This is a genomic window from Bartonella elizabethae F9251 = ATCC 49927, from assembly GCF_000518165.1.
GTDB lineage: Bacteria > Pseudomonadota > Alphaproteobacteria > Rhizobiales > Rhizobiaceae > Bartonella > Bartonella elizabethae.
This window is the reverse complement of record NZ_JADB01000001.1, coordinates 13,570-29,387: the sequence shown is the minus strand read 5'-3', so window position 1 is coordinate 29,387 and position 15,818 is coordinate 13,570. Positions and strand designations below refer to the sequence as shown.

The 15,818-nt window shown below is 37.6% G+C and carries 13 protein-coding genes; 5 read left to right on the top strand and 8 right to left on the bottom strand.

Going from position 1 to position 15,818, the window contains the following annotated elements:
• Positions 1–12 precede the first annotated feature (12 nt).
• Positions 13–903: a UTP--glucose-1-phosphate uridylyltransferase gene (locus tag T429_RS0100120; RefSeq protein ID WP_005774997.1), complete on the bottom strand. Its 891-nt coding sequence runs from the start codon at positions 901–903 to the stop codon at positions 13–15.
• 261 nt (positions 904–1,164) lie between these two features.
• Between T429_RS0100120 and T429_RS0100115 the strand changes: the two genes are divergently transcribed.
• Together T429_RS0100115 and T429_RS0100110 are read left to right on the top strand one after the other, a co-directional pair.
• Positions 1,165–2,421, top strand: a complete 1,257-nt coding sequence (locus T429_RS0100115) for a lytic murein transglycosylase (protein WP_005774996.1) — start codon at positions 1,165–1,167, stop codon at positions 2,419–2,421.
• A gap of 15 nt (positions 2,422–2,436) precedes the next feature.
• Positions 2,437–3,513, top strand: a complete 1,077-nt coding sequence (locus tag T429_RS0100110; RefSeq protein ID WP_005774995.1) for an SGNH/GDSL hydrolase family protein — start codon at positions 2,437–2,439, stop codon at positions 3,511–3,513.
• Positions 3,514–3,603: 90 nt separating this feature from the next.
• Here T429_RS0100110 and T429_RS0100105 read toward each other — a convergent pair whose 3' ends face one another.
• On the bottom strand, positions 3,604–5,628 hold the full coding sequence (locus tag T429_RS0100105) for a M3 family metallopeptidase (protein WP_005774187.1): 2,025 nt from the start codon (positions 5,626–5,628) through the stop codon (positions 3,604–3,606).
• Positions 5,629–6,181: 553 nt separating this feature from the next.
• Between T429_RS0100105 and mgtE the strand changes: the two genes are divergently transcribed.
• The 3 genes from mgtE (at position 6,182) to ppa (ending at position 10,932) form a co-directional block, all read left to right on the top strand.
• Complete coding sequence (gene mgtE, locus T429_RS0100100) at positions 6,182–7,558, top strand: magnesium transporter (protein ID WP_005774188.1); 1,377 nt, start codon at positions 6,182–6,184, stop codon at positions 7,556–7,558.
• Positions 7,559–8,508: 950 nt separating this feature from the next.
• The gene (gene typA, locus T429_RS0100090; protein WP_005774189.1) at positions 8,509–10,335 is read left to right on the top strand and encodes a translational GTPase TypA; all 1,827 of its coding nucleotides are present in this window, start codon (positions 8,509–8,511) and stop codon (positions 10,333–10,335) included.
• A 66-nt stretch (positions 10,336–10,401) separates the two neighbouring features.
• On the top strand, positions 10,402–10,932 hold the full coding sequence (gene ppa, locus T429_RS0100085; protein WP_005774190.1) for an inorganic diphosphatase: 531 nt from the start codon (positions 10,402–10,404) through the stop codon (positions 10,930–10,932).
• 52 nt (positions 10,933–10,984) lie between these two features.
• On the opposite strand, the gene T429_RS0100080 is transcribed toward ppa, so the two are convergent.
• The 6 genes from T429_RS0100080 to T429_RS0100055 form a co-directional block, all read right to left on the bottom strand.
• Positions 10,985–11,299: a DUF167 domain-containing protein gene (locus T429_RS0100080; protein WP_005774191.1), complete on the bottom strand. Its 315-nt coding sequence runs from the start codon at positions 11,297–11,299 to the stop codon at positions 10,985–10,987.
• A 22-nt stretch (positions 11,300–11,321) separates the two neighbouring features.
• Complete coding sequence (locus tag T429_RS0100075) at positions 11,322–11,615, bottom strand: YggT family protein (protein ID WP_005774193.1); 294 nt, start codon at positions 11,613–11,615, stop codon at positions 11,322–11,324.
• Between the two features lie 335 nt (positions 11,616–11,950).
• The gene (locus T429_RS0100070; RefSeq protein ID WP_005774194.1) at positions 11,951–12,511 is read right to left on the bottom strand and encodes an invasion associated locus B family protein; all 561 of its coding nucleotides are present in this window, start codon (positions 12,509–12,511) and stop codon (positions 11,951–11,953) included.
• A gap of 110 nt (positions 12,512–12,621) precedes the next feature.
• Positions 12,622–13,143, bottom strand: coding sequence for an RNA pyrophosphohydrolase (locus T429_RS0100065; RefSeq protein WP_005774195.1), 522 nt, complete (start codon positions 13,141–13,143; stop codon positions 12,622–12,624).
• Positions 13,144–13,181: 38 nt separating this feature from the next.
• Positions 13,182–14,492 carry a S41 family peptidase gene (locus T429_RS0100060; protein ID WP_005774196.1) on the bottom strand — a complete coding sequence of 437 codons (1,311 nt, stop codon included), beginning with the start codon at positions 14,490–14,492 and terminating at the stop codon, positions 13,182–13,184.
• A complete protein-coding gene (locus tag T429_RS0100055; RefSeq protein ID WP_005774197.1) occupies positions 14,482–15,726 on the bottom strand; it encodes a murein hydrolase activator EnvC family protein in 1,245 nt (414 codons plus the stop codon). The genes T429_RS0100060 and T429_RS0100055 overlap by 11 nt, the downstream gene beginning before the upstream one ends.
• Between the last annotated feature and the right edge of the window lie 92 nt (positions 15,727–15,818).

Below are 15,818 nucleotides of genomic sequence, written 5' to 3'. Positions count from 1 at the left end.
GGGAGATCTACATCATTGTTCGACTTTAATGGTTTCTAGTAAATTTTTCAATGAGGCAGAAACATGGCTGTGCATATCAGCACGTGCCAAAGAAAAAGCAACGTTAGCTTCAATAAAACCAGCTTTAGAACCGCAATCAAAAGTGCGCCCTTCTAATTGCAAACCCCAAAAATTCTGTTCGTTTGAAAGCCTTATCATCGCATCTGTTAGCTGAACTTCATTTCCTGCTCCTCGTTCTTGGTTGGAAAGAATATTAAAAATTTCTGGCTGTAAAATATAACGTCCATTGATGTACAAATTTGATGGTGCCGTTCCAAGCGCTGGTTTTTCTACCATTTTTGTGATTTCAAAACCATTGGCAATCTGTTTGCCTTTCCCCACAATACCATATTTATGGGTTTCTCTAGGATCGCATTCCTGAACTGCTATAATATTTCCGCCCCCCGTTCTTTCATAAAGACTCATCATTTCAGAAAGACACCCCTTTTTTGCTTGTATCAACATATCAGGTAACAACAAAGCAAAAGGTTCACCTGCAACTAATTCACGCGCGCACCAAACCGCATGCCCTAACCCCAAAGGGTGCTGTTGTCGTGTGAAAGAAGTTGTCCCTGGCAACGGCTGTAAACGGTATAAATGCGCCAAATCTTCTTTTTTCCCACATTCAGCAAGTGTTGTATATAATTCAACTTGCGCATCAAAATAGTCCTCAATGACTGCTTTGTTGCGTCCAGTCACAAAAATAAAATGCTCAATGCCAGCCTCCCGCGCCTCATCTACAACATATTGAATAACAGGCTTATCAACAACTGTTAGCATTTCTTTAGGTATCGTTTTTGTCGCAGGAAGAAAACGCGTACCAAGACCTGCTACGGGAAATACTGCTTTCCGGATTTTACGCAAACCCACCCTCCTCAATGAATTCATATAACCTTTTTGTTTATCACATGTTTTTATGAAATAATAAAAAAGATATCTTATTATTTTAATTATCCTTATAATGGGCAATCACAAATGTAAAAGAGAATATGAGAATTTATTGAAAGGATTAAACAAATTATTTGTTGCAGTTTTTTCCTCTTCTTGATCATATTATCGATTAAACTAAATACAAAATAAAGTTATTGCACATCTAATAAATTGAACATTAATGGGGATTTCAAAATGCAAAAAACAGAATTGAAGACTTTCTCTTTTTTAGAGAAGTCAATAAATCGCAGAATGCTTATCACTGGCTTTCTCGTTCTTTTATCTGCTTTTTTAATGTTTTTTGTATCCTTTGCATATGCTGATAGCGGATTTAAACACTGGATTAAAGAATTTAAAAAGACAGCTATTGCTCACAATATTACCCCCTCTACGTTTCATATGGCTTTTAAAGGTGTTAATGCCATTGATCCAGAAGTTTTAAAAAGTGCCACATATCAACCGGAATTTGTTGCTCCCTCATGGAATTATTTCGATAATCGTGTCCATGATATTGCAATTGTGGAAGGACGGCGCCAAGCAAAAAAATGGAATCAATGGCTTCTTCAGATTGAAGAACGTTTTGGTGTTGACCGCAATATTCTGCTTGCTATTTGGTCAATGGAAAGCAATTATGGGAAAATTTTATCCAATAAAAGTGTCATGCGTGATACCATTCGCTCGCTTGCAACCCTAGCCTATGCTGATAAAAAACGTACAAAATATGCCCATACACAACTGATTGCGGCTATGAAAATTCTACAAAGTGGTGAGATTAAACGCTCTCAACTCACTGGATCTTGGGCCGGCGCTTTGGGACATACCCAATTTATTCCAAGTAGTTATCTCACCTATGCCGTTGATATGGACAAAGACGGACGGCGTGATATCTGGAACTCTGTTCCAGATGCTCTGGCTACTGCTGCTAATCTTCTCCACAAAAATGGCTGGCAATCACACCTTATTTGGGGAGTAGAGGTGAGAGTTCCCCAAGGAAAAAATCTTCCCAGTGGGTGGTATTCCTTTGAACAATGGAAAAAATTAGGTGTAAAATACGCCAATGGGCATTCTCTTCCCCCATTAACTGAACAAGCAATATTAAAATATCCAGATGGAGCCAAAGGACCTATATTCTTAGTCACAAAAAATTTCTTTGTTCTAAAACGTTATAATAATGCAGATCGTTATGCTTTTGCTGTTGCGCTTCTTGCTGATCGTATTGCTGGACATCCTGGATTAGTGCATGATTGGCAAAGACCTTTTCAACCCCTTACCTTCCAAGAATGCAAAGAATTGCAATCTCGCTTAAGTGCACTGGGCTATTATAAAGGAAATATTGATGGGAAAATCGGAACAGCCTCCCGCAAAGCAATTAAAGCTTTTCAGTTGCGTCACGGTTTAAAAGCAAATGGATATCCATCGTCTCAAGTGCTTTTTCTTCTTCGTAAACAATAATGGAGCGTTAAGATTTTGTCTCTTTTTCGTCTGATATATTTGATGTTCTTGCTGTTTTCACTTTCTATTGTGGGGATCATACAACCCTCCTCAAGTCACGCAACCAACTTCTTCAAATGGTTGTCACAACAAAACAAACAGACACAACAATCACCGCAAATTATAGAACAAAAAATAAACAAGCCGCAAAGAAAAATCATAACACAAAAAAACATACAAAAGCCAAAAAACGAGAATGCAAAGCGCATTCTGGTCATAGGGGATTTTGCAGCTTCTGCTGTTGCAGATGTCCTTAAGAAGTTTTTTTCGGATAAGAGCGATATCGTTATCATAAACCATACAATGCCCGCTTCCGGTCTCGTGCGAACAGATTATTATTCTTGGCAAAGCAATATTTCTAAACTTATTGATCAAAATACCCCTGATGTTATTATCATGATGATCGGTGCAAATGACAATCAACCCATTAAAGACTCTTATAGCATCATTAACACAGATCAATCAGAATGGATGCGCATCTACAAACAAAGAATTATCGAAATTACTGAAAGTCTTCACGCCTCTGGAAAATCATGGATATGGATAGGTCAGCCTGCTTTTGGAAATGACCTTTTGACACAAAAAATAAAATTTTTTAATGCGCTCTACAAACAAGAAACAGAAAAAGCAGGAGGATATTTTCTTGATATCTGGAGTGGTTTTATTGATGAAGAAGGAAGCTTTTCTTTTTCAGGCTATGATATTCATGGAAAAATAGCCAAATTACGCACCAATAATGGTATTCATTTCACCTCTGAGGGAAAGGAAAAACTTGCCTCTTATTTAGAAAAACCATTGGAAAATATTTTAAATTTTCGTGCCTTTTCTCATGACGATCCATACTCAACCGATCAAACACTTCAAAAACTTATACAAGAATCAGAGAAACAAGAGACAAGTAAGATGATGCGTCAACCTCCGATGAGCCTCGATGATATGGCACAACAAAATACCCACCTTTTAGGCAGAAGGAAATCAAGTTTTATAAAAAAATCATGGTTTCCACCAAATGGGCATCAAAAAGATCGCGCTGATAATTTTTCTTCCCCATAATGTCTGTTTAAAATACAAAATCTCATTTTCCCCATAAAACGAAAAGCGAATAAGATAAAAACGGCATGGTGTTAACCATACCGTTATAGCTTATAATCCACGTTTGTTCATCATTGCCTCTGGTAAAGGCATCCGTCCCCGAAAAGCTTTATAAAGTTCCTCTGGATCGCGACTTCCCCCAGCAGAATAAATAAAACGCTTTAAAAGATCAGCAAGCTCTGAATTAAAGACATCACCTGTTTCTTCAAATGCTTGAAAAGCATCAGCATCAAGTACCTCCGACCACATATAAGAATAGTATCCAGCAGCATAACCATCCCCTGCAAACACATGCATAAAATGTGAGGGACGATGACGCATAATAATTGTATCAGGCATGTGCAACTTTTCTAATTCTTTATGTTCAAAAATTGTTGGATCCGTGACTGTTTCTCCTTGGTGAAAAGCCATATCCACGAGAGCCGATGAGATAAATTCAACCGCAGAAAATCCCGCATTAAATGTCTGCGCCGCTAAAACTTTATCGATTAACTCTTGAGAGATTGGATGCCCTGTTTTTGTATGTATAGCATAAGATTTTAAGACCTGTGGTACGGTTAACCAATGTTCATAAAGTTGGGAGGGAAGTTCAACAAAATCACGCGAAACAGATGTTCCCGCTATAGAAGGCCATGTAACATCCGAAAGCAAACCATGCAATGCATGCCCAAATTCATGGAAAAGTGTCCGTGCATCATCAAGTGATAAAAGTGCCACCTCACCTTTAGAAGGTTTAGCAAAATTACAAATATTGTAGATAATCGGTTTTTGACCACCATCCAATTTATGTTGCGATTGCAATTGGCTCATCCAGGCACCAGAACGTTTTGAAGAGCGTGCAAAATAATCACCAATGAAATGCCCTAGTAAACTTCCATCAGATTTCTTTACTTCCCACAAACGAGCATCAGGATGCCAAAGTGCAACAGCATTTTTTTCTTCAAAAGTAATGCCAAAGAGTTTTTCTGCTACCCCAAAAGCCGCTTTAATCATACGATCAAGTTGAAAATAATATTTAATTTCAGCGCTATCGAAAGAAAATTTTTCAGTGCGAAGCTTTTCAGCATAATAACGCCAATCCCAAGCAGCTAAAGATTCATTGCTTCCCTGACTGTTGGCAAAATTTTGTAATTCAATTTGCTCAGCAGAAGCCTTCGCTCTTGCGCGCTCCCATACAGGCATCAGCAAATCCATAACGGAAGCAACACTTTTAGCCATGGTATTATCGAGTTTCAAATCTGCGAAAGATTTATATCCCAATAATTTAGCCTGCTCATCTCGAAGCGCAACAATCTCTAAAATAAGGGAGCGATTATCATTCTTGTTATTATTTTCACCACGTTTAGCCCAAGCTTGGAATGCAACCTCACGCAAATCACGACGATTTGAGAACTTTAAAAAAGGTTCAACAATCGAGCGTGCTAATGTTAACGCATAGGCTTCTTTATTGCCTCTTTCACATGCAATTTCCTTCATTGAAGCAATGAGATCTTCCGGTAAACCAGATAAATCTGTTTGTTTTAAAAATAGAATCCATTCAGCTTCATCGTTTAAGACATTCTGTCCAAAAGTAGCATTTAAAAAAGCAAGTCTTTCATTAATTTCCACCAGCCGTTTCTGAGCTTTACTGTCTAGTTTTGCACCATGACAAACGAACTTTTTCCACCATAATTCAAGAACACGTGTTGTTTCACTCTCAAATATGCCCTGCTGCGACTGTTTATAAAGTGCATCTATTTTTGCAAATATCCGCGCATCCATCATCATTTTTGAAGAATAACGGGAAAGTTTTACAACGAACTCTTGTTCGAGCTGTTGAATCAACGCATTCGTATGAGCACTGGCGCGCAAGAAAAATATTGAACAGACACGATCAAGCGCCTTGCCACAAAGCTCAAAAGGTTGCAAAAAATTCTCAAGCGTTGGTGGTTCTTGCACCATCGCAATCGCCTCTAATTCTTCTTCGGCTTCTTGAAGTCCCTGTTCAAAAGCGGGTTTGAAATCTTCATCTCTTATAGAAGAAAAATCAGGAAGACCTGAAAATCCTTTCCAATCCAGCACTGCTGATTTTGTCATAATATTTTATGTCTCCATTATAAATTTTAGCTGCAACAATTATCTTTACGACACAAATTGATAATATACTAAGACTATTTCATGCCTTTCAAAATTACCTTTCAAAGCTCTATTGAATAAGGAATATCTTTAGCTTCATGAAATCAATAAAAATAAGAATTTCTACAATTATCAAACAAAATCTTTGATTTATAATGATAATTTATTGTTTTTTATATTGAATGAAAAAATCGAATGTCATAGGATTCTTTCATTTTAAACCATATTATATTGAAGCAATAAAGATTATTCGCTCGCACATCATAATCAAATTGCCTATTGATAAAAAAATTTGAAGAAAGGCTTCATCTCTACTGTTTACAAAACATTTCTGTAGATTCTTTTAAAAATTGTTTATAATTTGCAATTTATCCTTGACTTTACTTAAAATATTAACAATTGGAGGTATCGTTGGGGAGGTTTTTTTCCGAATCTTCCATAAACTTTTATTATTTTTTATCTCATCATCTTATCTAGATTTATAACTCTCCAATTTTTCAGGAGGTATTTTATCATGACTGAAATCAAAACGGCCTTCGACTTCAAAAATTTTTCTCCTGAAGCTCTCGCTGAAAAATTAACAAGTCTGCATTTTGCTGACTCTATTGATATTATCAATGACCTTGATATCATGGAACGTGTCGCTATTCTCAGTCTTCTGCCTCTTGAGTATGTTATCGAACTTTTTGATAAACCAGAGCTTGAACAACCTGTTGCGATTTTAGAACTTCTCCCCATAAATCGTGCAGTTGAAATTCTTGATGGCATGTCTGCAGATGCTGCTGCAGACGTCTTTCAAGAAATGGATAAAGAAACCCGCACGCGGCTTTATGCCTTGCTTAAACCCTTAACGCGCGCTGAACTTAAAAAACTCACCAGTTATCCTGATCATACAGCAGGGGCACTGATGACAACGGAGTTTATAGCAGTTCCTTCAAACTGGACCATACAAAAAACTTTGGATCACATTCGTGAAGTCGAGCGAACACGTGAAACAGTTTATACCAGCTATGTGATTGACCCCAAAAAAGGGACTCTTCTTAAAGCTGTTTCACTGCGTAACCTTATTCTTGCCTCACCTGATGAACAAATTCTTAATGTCCCTACCCATGACTCGCCCGTTACGATATCGCCTTTCACACATCATGAAGATATTGCACGCCTTTTCCAGCGCCATGACCTTCTCTCTGTACCCGTCGTTGATGAAAATAATCATGTTATTGGCATTGTAACCGTTGACGATGTGCTTGATACTATGGTCGATGAGATGAATGAAGATGCCTATAAATTTGGGGGTATGGAAGCGCTTCATAAGCCCTATATGCAAATCAAGTTTCCTGAAATGATGAAAAAACGCGGCGGCTGGCTCGCTTTACTTTTTATCGGTGAAATGCTGACCGCAAGCGCTATGCAACATTTCGAAACAGAACTTGAAAAAGCAATTATTCTTACACTGTTTATTCCCCTCATTATGAGTTCAGGAGGGAATTCCGGTTCACAAGCGACATCCCTTATTATCCGCGCATTGGCTTTACGTGAACTCACACTGAAAGACTGGTGGAAAGTTATTATTCGTGAAATTCCAACAGGCCTATCCCTTGGTCTCTTACTTGGAATTATTGGTGTTACGCGCATCGCTCTTTGGCAAAAACTCGGTATCTATGACTATGGACAACATTGGATTGCTGTTTCAACAACAGTAGGTGCAGCTTTAGTCGGCATCGTTACCTTCGGTTCTCTCTCTGGCTCTATGTTGCCCTTTATCCTTAAAGGTTTAAAATTTGATCCAGCAAGCGCTTCTGCCCCTTTTGTGGCAACTCTAGTCGATGTCATGGGCATTATCATCTATTTTTCTGTAGCGTCCCTCATTTTGTCAGGAACTCTTCTTTAAACATGTGAAGTAAAAACATCCCCTTATGGAAAGATCTCGTCATATCGTTTCAGATTTTTCCATAAGAAAACAAGCCCATTCTTTGTTTTCTTGCACACCATTTTATAGATAATAAATTGATTTATAATGATAATTTATCATTTTGATATCGAATAATAGCGCAGAATGCCATAAAACTCCCTCATCATAAATCTTCTCATTCTCATATTTTATCAATTAAAGTCATCCTCTTGCCTGTCACAAACGTAATGAGTGTGTGGATGGAAAATTATTCAAGAAAGGAGTAAAAGACTTCTTATGTCCTCTCTCAAAATATAAAAGCTGTCGCAATATTGACAGCTGAGAAAGAATAATTATAGGGGGCATCAATGAGCTTTATACGCTTCACAAGAACATTTATAATACACCATTCACGTATATTATAGCATTCATTGGTCTTATCATGAAATGGATGAGTGATATTAAGGTATCCCTCTTTAAAAGAAGATAATAAGTGTAAGCAAGACACCAATCTTAATGGTTTAAACTGTATTTTTTGAGATGCTTTTGAAAGCATAACTGTAAATTAAAAATAACGGTAAAGAGAAGAATTTTCCTTTGGTGTCTTCATACTTCTTTATAAATCGGGCTGTATTTGCATTTCAGCAATCAAGATCATAAATCTTTCTCTAAACTATCCTAGAAAGGTTAGTGCTTCTTATAATATTCTTAATTATCTCTATATTTATCTCAAATATGCAGTTGCATTGAATCTGGATGTTGATAAAAAACTCCAGCAATTGAGCCTTTATAGAGCCTTAAAGACTTGAAGGAATCATTTTGCCATAAAAATATGGCCTCTATCTTCCAAAATTATAAAAAAACATGTAAAAGGTCTTTTTAATAGTCAGGCACAGAACGTAAAGACTTTGCCTCAAATGAAATTTCATTAAACGAAAAGAAGAAAATTTATGCAATTGCGTAACATTGCCATCATTGCCCACGTTGACCATGGGAAAACAACGCTTGTAGATGGGCTTCTCAAGCAATCAGGAAACTTTCGAGATAATCAGCGTACAAGCGAACGTATGATGGATTCAAACGATATTGAAAAAGAGCGTGGAATTACGATTCTAGCGAAAGTGACATCTGTCGTTTGGAAAGATACCCGAATTAATATTGTTGATACACCAGGACATGCCGATTTTGGTGGAGAAGTTGAGCGTATTCTAAACATGGTTGATGGAGCCATCGTACTTGTTGATGCTGCTGAAGGACCCATGCCACAAACAAAATTTGTCGTTGGTAAAGCATTAAAAGTAGGATTGCGCCCTATTGTTGCTATTAATAAAATTGACCGACCTGATGCACGCGTTGATGAAGTCATTAATGAAGTTTTTGACCTTTTTGCCGCTCTTGATGCAACCGACGAACAGCTTGATTTTCCCATTCTTTATGGGTCTGGGCGCGATGGATGGATGGCTGAAGCCCCAGAGGGACCAAAAGATCAGGGATTGGGTCCTTTATTTGATCTCGTGACGCGGCATGTTCCTTCTCCTCGTGTCGCAGAAGGACCATTTCGCATGATTGGAACTATTCTTGAAGCAGATCCATTTTTGGGACGAATTATTACAGGTCGTATCCATTCCAGCTCTCTAAAACCCAATCAAAATGTTAAGGTTCTTGGGCAAGATGGAAAACTTTTAGAAACTGGACGTATTTCAAAAATTTTAGCATTTCGTGGTCTAGAACGGCAACCTATTGAAGAAGGAAGTGCTGGTGATATCGTTGCGATTGCAGGTCTACAAAAAGGTACCGTTGCAGATACCTTTTGTGATCCAGCTGTCAATGAACCCTTGACTGCCCAACCCATTGATCCTCCTACTGTTACGATGAGTTTTCTCGTCAATGATAGTCCCCTTGCCGGAACAGAAGGAGATAAAGTAACAAGCCGTGTCATCCGTGACCGTTTGTTAAAAGAAGCAGAAGGCAATGTCGCGCTTAAAATTGAAGAATCAGCGGATAAGGATTCTTTCTACGTCTCAGGACGAGGAGAATTACAACTTGCAGTTCTCATTGAAAATATGCGCCGTGAAGGATTTGAACTTAGTGTTTCACGTCCACGTGTTGTGATGCAAAAGGGTGAAAATGGAATAACTCTTGAACCAATAGAAGAAGTTGTTATCGATGTTGATGAAGAATATTCCGGTACTGTTGTACAAAAAATGTCTGAACGTAAAGGTGAAATGGTGGAATTACGCCCTTCTGGAGGTAATCGTGTCCGCCTTGTTTTTTATGCGCCAACCCGAGGACTCATTGGTTATCAATCTGAACTTTTAACGGATACCCGTGGTACAGCCATTATGAATCGCCTTTTCCATGCTTATGAACCTTATAAAGGCGACATTGCTGGTCGTGTGAATGGTGTTATGATTTCAAACGACAACGGTGAATCTGTCGCTTATGCTCTTTTTAATCTTGAAGATCGTGGACCTATGATCATTGATGCCGGTGTGAAAGTCTATCAGGGTATGATTATTGGTATCCACTCACGCGATAACGACTTAGAAGTCAATGTGTTAAAAGGAAAAAAACTCACCAATATGCGTGCTTCTGGAAAAGATGAAGCCGTAAAGTTAACGCCTCCCATTAAAATGACATTAGAACGTGCCCTATCGTGGATACAAGATGATGAACTTGTGGAGGTTACTCCTAAAAATATTCGTCTCCGCAAGCTTTATCTTGATCCTAATGAACGTAAACGTTTTGAAAAAACACGGGCATCAATTTCAAGCTAATTTCATAATCTCTTTGATCAAATATTTGATTGTAAGCCCCACTTTATCCCAGAAAGGATGTCTCTAATGAATATTAAGGAAATACCCGTAGGCAAAAATCCACCAGAAGATATTAATGTTATTGTGGAGGTCTCCCTTGGTGGTCAACCAATAAAATATGAGATGGATAAAAAGTCGGGCGCATTATTCGTTGATCGTTTTCTTCATACCTCAATGGTTTATCCTGGAAATTATGGTTTTGTCCCTCATACGCTTTCAGATGATGGTGACCCTATTGATGTGCTTATCTGTAATACCCGTCCACTTATGCCTGGTTGTGTGATTAATGTTCGCCCCATCGGGGCTCTGATGATGGAAGATGATGGTGGTAAAGATGAAAAAATTATTGCCATTCCCACGCCAAAATTAACAAAACGTTATATCAATATTCATGACTATACAGATCTGCCTGAGATTACACTCAAACAAATTGAACATTTCTTCAAGCATTATAAAGATTTGGAACCTGGGAAATGGGCTAAAATTGAAGGGTGGCGTGATAAGAACTTCGCGCATGAACTCATTAAGCAAGCCGTTGAACGCAATAAAGAAATATAACAATTTTAATATAATAAAGCCTATTTTTTAATAGGCTTTATTATTTATTTTTCTACGAGATACAACCTCTAAAGGATTGCCATATTTGCTTTAGCTCTTCTAAATGTGTTGAAAAGTGAAGCTGTTTGTAGCGAGATGTTGCACCGCTTTTCAGAGAAATAGAAGAAGATGGAATTTTCCATTGCTTAGAAAGAAATTTAATGAGAGCTTTATTTGCTTTTCCATCTTCAGGAACAGCACGAAGGCGTATAACCAGATATTGTTTCTCACCATCCTTACTTTCAATCCCTATTATTTTGTCAACGGATGATTTGGGAATGAGATATACAAACAAAATCAAGTTATTTTTATCAACTTGATAAAACATGTATTTACCTCAAATTATATTTCTATAAATACATATTTACGTAAGCGCGCCACATGAAATTACGAATAAAATAAATAATAATGAACACCACAATAGGCGAAATATCGATTGTTCCCAAATTCGGTAAAATCTGCCGGATAGGGCTTAGAACGGGATTTGTAAGGCGATATAGAAAATTTCCTATCAAAACAACAAAGCGATTGCGTACATTTATGATATTAAAGACATAAAGCCAAGAAAAAATGACACTAGCGATTAAAATATAAATATAAAGATCAAAAATCCAATCCAGTGTTTGAAGCAATGCATAAACCATGCGTTATCCCTTTCAATCAAGGAAACAGAAAGCGTATAGAAAACCTTTATTAAAATGAATCTGTATATTGAATAATCGTTTTATATTTCAAAATCTCATGAATAAAAAACTAAATAGTCCAAATTCTTTATCTCTCTATTTAATGATCATGAAGCTAGAAAACAAATATCAAAATTAAAAATAGTGCAATGAAAATAGAAGAAACAGAAAATAATCTGAAAACTTTAAAAGCACGCAATTATAGGATTAATTTTAAATCTTATCGTTTTAATGTTCAGACTATACGCACAAAATAAAAGCGGACTTTTAAAGCCGCTTTTATTTTATTTTTTAAATTATTTCTGCAAAGCAGTCAAACGGTTAAGGGCATTACTAAAACCATTTAGCTGAACAAATAAATCATTCAAAGGTGGTTCACCTGCTGCAGCAATTGTCATCGCTAACTTTAATTGTTTTCCAGCACGTAAAGCTGCTACGTGATTTTTATCAAAAACGACCGGAACCATACAACCTGCTGGTACACAAGTCCGGATACCGGTTTCAATAACAGCTTTTCCTTCATCAACTTGTAAACGAACAGGCTTAGAAACCAAAATGCCAAAAGGAACTGTTAAATTACCCGATACAACACCCTCAGCATTGAGAATAAGAGTCATAGCCACAACAACACGCCCCTGCTCATTCACTTCTTGACGGTGCATAAAGCAAACTTTTTTTCCTTCTTGTAACCCGCAGTTAATGGTCCACAAGCCATAGGTTTCAGTTAAAGAAGAAGCTCCATTTGGCAATGTCGCTGCTGCCTCTTTTGCTGTAGAAGGCTTTGAATTTGTTGCAAATGCAACAGATGAAATACTCAAGAGAGTACAAACTATCAGTAAATTAAATAACTTTTTCATTTTTATATTCCTGTTCTTTACATAAAAGAGAAACATGTCTATCATCTATAAATAATATACATCATATAAAGCATCTTTATAAAAAAAGCTTTCTAATATCCATATAGCTTTTATAATAACCTAAGGCTACCTCGAAATTCGCTGACAACACTCATATAAACATGCTTTTTAAAAGGAACCGCAATCGAAGGAAGAGCTTCTAGATCTATCCATTTCCATTGATCGAATTCCGCTTTATTGCCATCTGGTGGTGGATTAATTGCAATTTCAGAAAGCTCTCCCGTAAACTGAAAAGCAAACCATTTTTGCGTTTGCCCACGATATTTATTGCTTAATGTGCATGCAATAAGTTCTTGTGGAAAATCATAATGGAACCAATTTTGTGCTTCTTTAATCAACTTTACAGATCGAATACCCGTTTCTTCATAAAGTTCTCGATAGGCCGCATCTAATGGCTTTTCATCTTCATCAATTCCTCCTTGAGGAAGCTGCCAACGATGAGATCCGTCAATATCGGCATGAGCTGGCACCATTAAACGACGCCCAACCCAAACTTTACCCTCATGATTAAAGACAACAATTCCAACACATTTGCGATAAGGAAGAGTCTTCAAGTTAACATCTGCATCCATTTATATTCCTCAAAAGCGCAAGCTATCGATAGCATTTCTCACTTCAATATATCCTTATTGGGATCTGGTGGAAATGCTGCATTTGCCATCTCACCCCGTAACAGTTTATAAGCCTCATTCAATTGAATATCATCCTTAGGGTCTTTCGGAACAAAAGCAGCTGAACCAGATCCTTTATTGCTTTCTCGTTTCCCTTTGATATGCCCTTTTAATGCAGACTCACCAACTTTTACATCATAGCCCTTATATTTTTCAGGAAGTGGTTGCTCTACAATAATATCAGGCGTGATCCCTGTTCCTTGAATAGAAGTGCCAGAGGGCGTGTAATAAAGTGCTGTTGTTAAGCGTAAAGCGCCATTTTCGCCCAAAGGAATAATCGTTTGAACAGACCCTTTACCAAAAGACTGCGTCCCTAAAATTGTTGCACGACGGTGATCTTGTAGAGCACCTGCAACGATTTCAGAAGCACTTGCTGAACCACCATTAATCAGCACAATGAGTGGTTTTCCATTGGTGACATCTCCAGGCTTAGCATCAAATCTCGTCACATCACTCTTTTTGCGTCCACGAGTCGACACAATCTCACCTTTATTGAGAAAAGCACTCGAAACATTAACCGCTTGATCTAAAAGTCCACCCGGATTAAGCCTCAAATCAAGGACGTAACCTTTTAGTTTATCTTCAGGAATTTTAGATTGAATATCTTTAATTGCTGCCAGAAGATTACCCAATGTCTGCTCAGAAAATTGGATAACTCTTAAATATCCAATATCACCCTCAACGCGATATTTCACTGCTTTTACCTTGATAATATCACGAATAATCTTAACTTCAAATGGCTTATCAACGCCAGAACGAATAATTGTCAAGGTTATTGGCGTTCCAGGAGCCCCGCGCATCTTATTAACAGCTTCATTCAATGTTTGACCATTCGTTTGTACATCGTCAATTTTTGAAATCAAATCTCCTGCGAGAATACCTGCTTTTGAAGCGGGGGTATCATCCATCGGCGAAACAACTTTGATTAAGTTTTTTTCCATGGTGACTTCAATACCAAGACCTCCAAATTCTCCTTTCGTGGAATCCCGCATATCTTTAGCTTCTTCAGCATTCAAATAAGATGAATGGGGGTCCAGTGATGTGAGCATACCATTGATAGCGTTTTCAATAAGCTTTTTATCGTCTGGAACTGTAACGTATTGCTTACGCACACGCTCAAAAACATCGCCAAATATGGCCAACTTTTTATATGCGTTATCTTCATTATTCGCAGCAACAGACTGCACCATAACCATTGAACAGGCGCCGAGCAATACCCCAGCGACCAAAAGAATAACTTTACGAATCATTTTGGCTCCTTCTCATTTTTTCAGTCTGCCACCAAGGAGTTGGATTTACAGGCTTTCCCTGCTTTCTAAACTCAATGTAAAGCATTGGAGCAGCTTTTCCTATATCCAATGCGACACTATTTGCAATAAATTGCATCCCCATCATACCCAGAGGCTCGCCTGAAAGAACAAACTGCCCCTGTTTTACATTAATTTTCGACATTCCAGTCAGAATGATATGATAACCATTTCCAACATTGAGAATGATTAACTGTCCGTAAGAACGAAATGGCCCAGCAAAAGCAACAAAAGCATCCGCAGGCGCTATAACAATAGCCCCTGACTCTGTTTCTATTGTCTCACCAAAACGCCTTATCTGCGAGTTGTTATGAGAATATCGAATCCTTTTTCCTGAAACAGGAAAAAGTAAAGAACCTTTTCGGCTCTCAAAATTGGACTGCTCTAGCAATTGTAAACTTTTCCGTATCTGTATTGATGAATCAGAGCTAAGTTTTGACTGACGGTCAAGCTCTAAAATTAATTCTTCCAAAGACTGCGCTTTTTTAGCAAGAGCAATATTTCTTTGTTGCTGTTCTGTAAGTTCTTTTTCTGATTTTTTTTGTAGTTTGTTTTTTTGGGCTAATAAAAGCTCTAGGTGTTTTCGCTGCTCTGCTTGATTTTGCAGTTTTGTCTTTAACACCGTATATTCCGTAGTAATGGAATTGCTTAAATTGGTCAATTCTTTGAGTTTCTCTGTTAAATCTCGTGTTTTCTCTTGCATCTGAGGAATGACAGTCCCTAATAACACAGAACTGCGTATAGAAGCCAACACATCCTCTGGCTGTATCATAAGAGCTGGAGGTGGATTCAATCCCATACGTTCTAAAATGGCAAGAACTTCCGCAAATTCAGCGCGACGACTTTTTAAACTTTGATAGACTTCTACCCGCTTTTCTATCATTTTCTTAAGCTTTTCTTCCCTTTCAGCAATATCATCTGCCACTTTACGTTCTTCTTTCGCTGCTTTTATAAGTGCATCATTCAAAACACTTTGATCTTTTTTTAAAAGTTCAACTTGACGCGTAAGAAAAGCAACACGCTCACGCGAAAGTGAAATATTTTGGCGAATTTCTCCCAATTCTTTATGTACTTCTGTACTCCTCATTGTATCTTCCGCATGCGATACAGAAAAGCCAAAAAACATACTCAAGAATAGGATGACAAATATCACGCATTCCCCATATAAATATCGCATCTTTCTATGAAGAAACTTTTTCATTTGCAAAAATCATGATACCTCATCGTATACACGAGAGATGTTTTAAGTGGTGTCAGCTAAAACTATAT

Coding starts and splice junctions, on each gene's coding strand:
- T429_RS0100065 (WP_005774195.1), bottom strand. CDS start 13,143: ATGGATGCAGATGTTAACTTGAAGACTCTTCCTTATCGCAAATGTGTT.
- T429_RS0100060 (WP_005774196.1), bottom strand. CDS start 14,492: ATGATTCGTAAAGTTATTCTTTTGGTCGCTGGGGTATTGCTCGGCGCC.
- typA (WP_005774189.1), top strand. CDS start 8,509: ATGCAATTGCGTAACATTGCCATCATTGCCCACGTTGACCATGGGAAA.
- T429_RS0100080 (WP_005774191.1), bottom strand. CDS start 11,299: ATGTTTTATCAAGTTGATAAAAATAACTTGATTTTGTTTGTATATCTC.
- T429_RS0100105 (WP_005774187.1), bottom strand. CDS start 5,628: ATGACAAAATCAGCAGTGCTGGATTGGAAAGGATTTTCAGGTCTTCCT.
- mgtE (WP_005774188.1), top strand. CDS start 6,182: ATGACTGAAATCAAAACGGCCTTCGACTTCAAAAATTTTTCTCCTGAA.
- T429_RS0100115 (WP_005774996.1), top strand. CDS start 1,165: ATGCAAAAAACAGAATTGAAGACTTTCTCTTTTTTAGAGAAGTCAATA.
- T429_RS0100055 (WP_005774197.1), bottom strand. CDS start 15,726: ATGCGATATTTATATGGGGAATGCGTGATATTTGTCATCCTATTCTTG.
- ppa (WP_005774190.1), top strand. CDS start 10,402: ATGAATATTAAGGAAATACCCGTAGGCAAAAATCCACCAGAAGATATT.
- T429_RS0100075 (WP_005774193.1), bottom strand. CDS start 11,615: ATGGTTTATGCATTGCTTCAAACACTGGATTGGATTTTTGATCTTTAT.
- T429_RS0100070 (WP_005774194.1), bottom strand. CDS start 12,511: ATGAAAAAGTTATTTAATTTACTGATAGTTTGTACTCTCTTGAGTATT.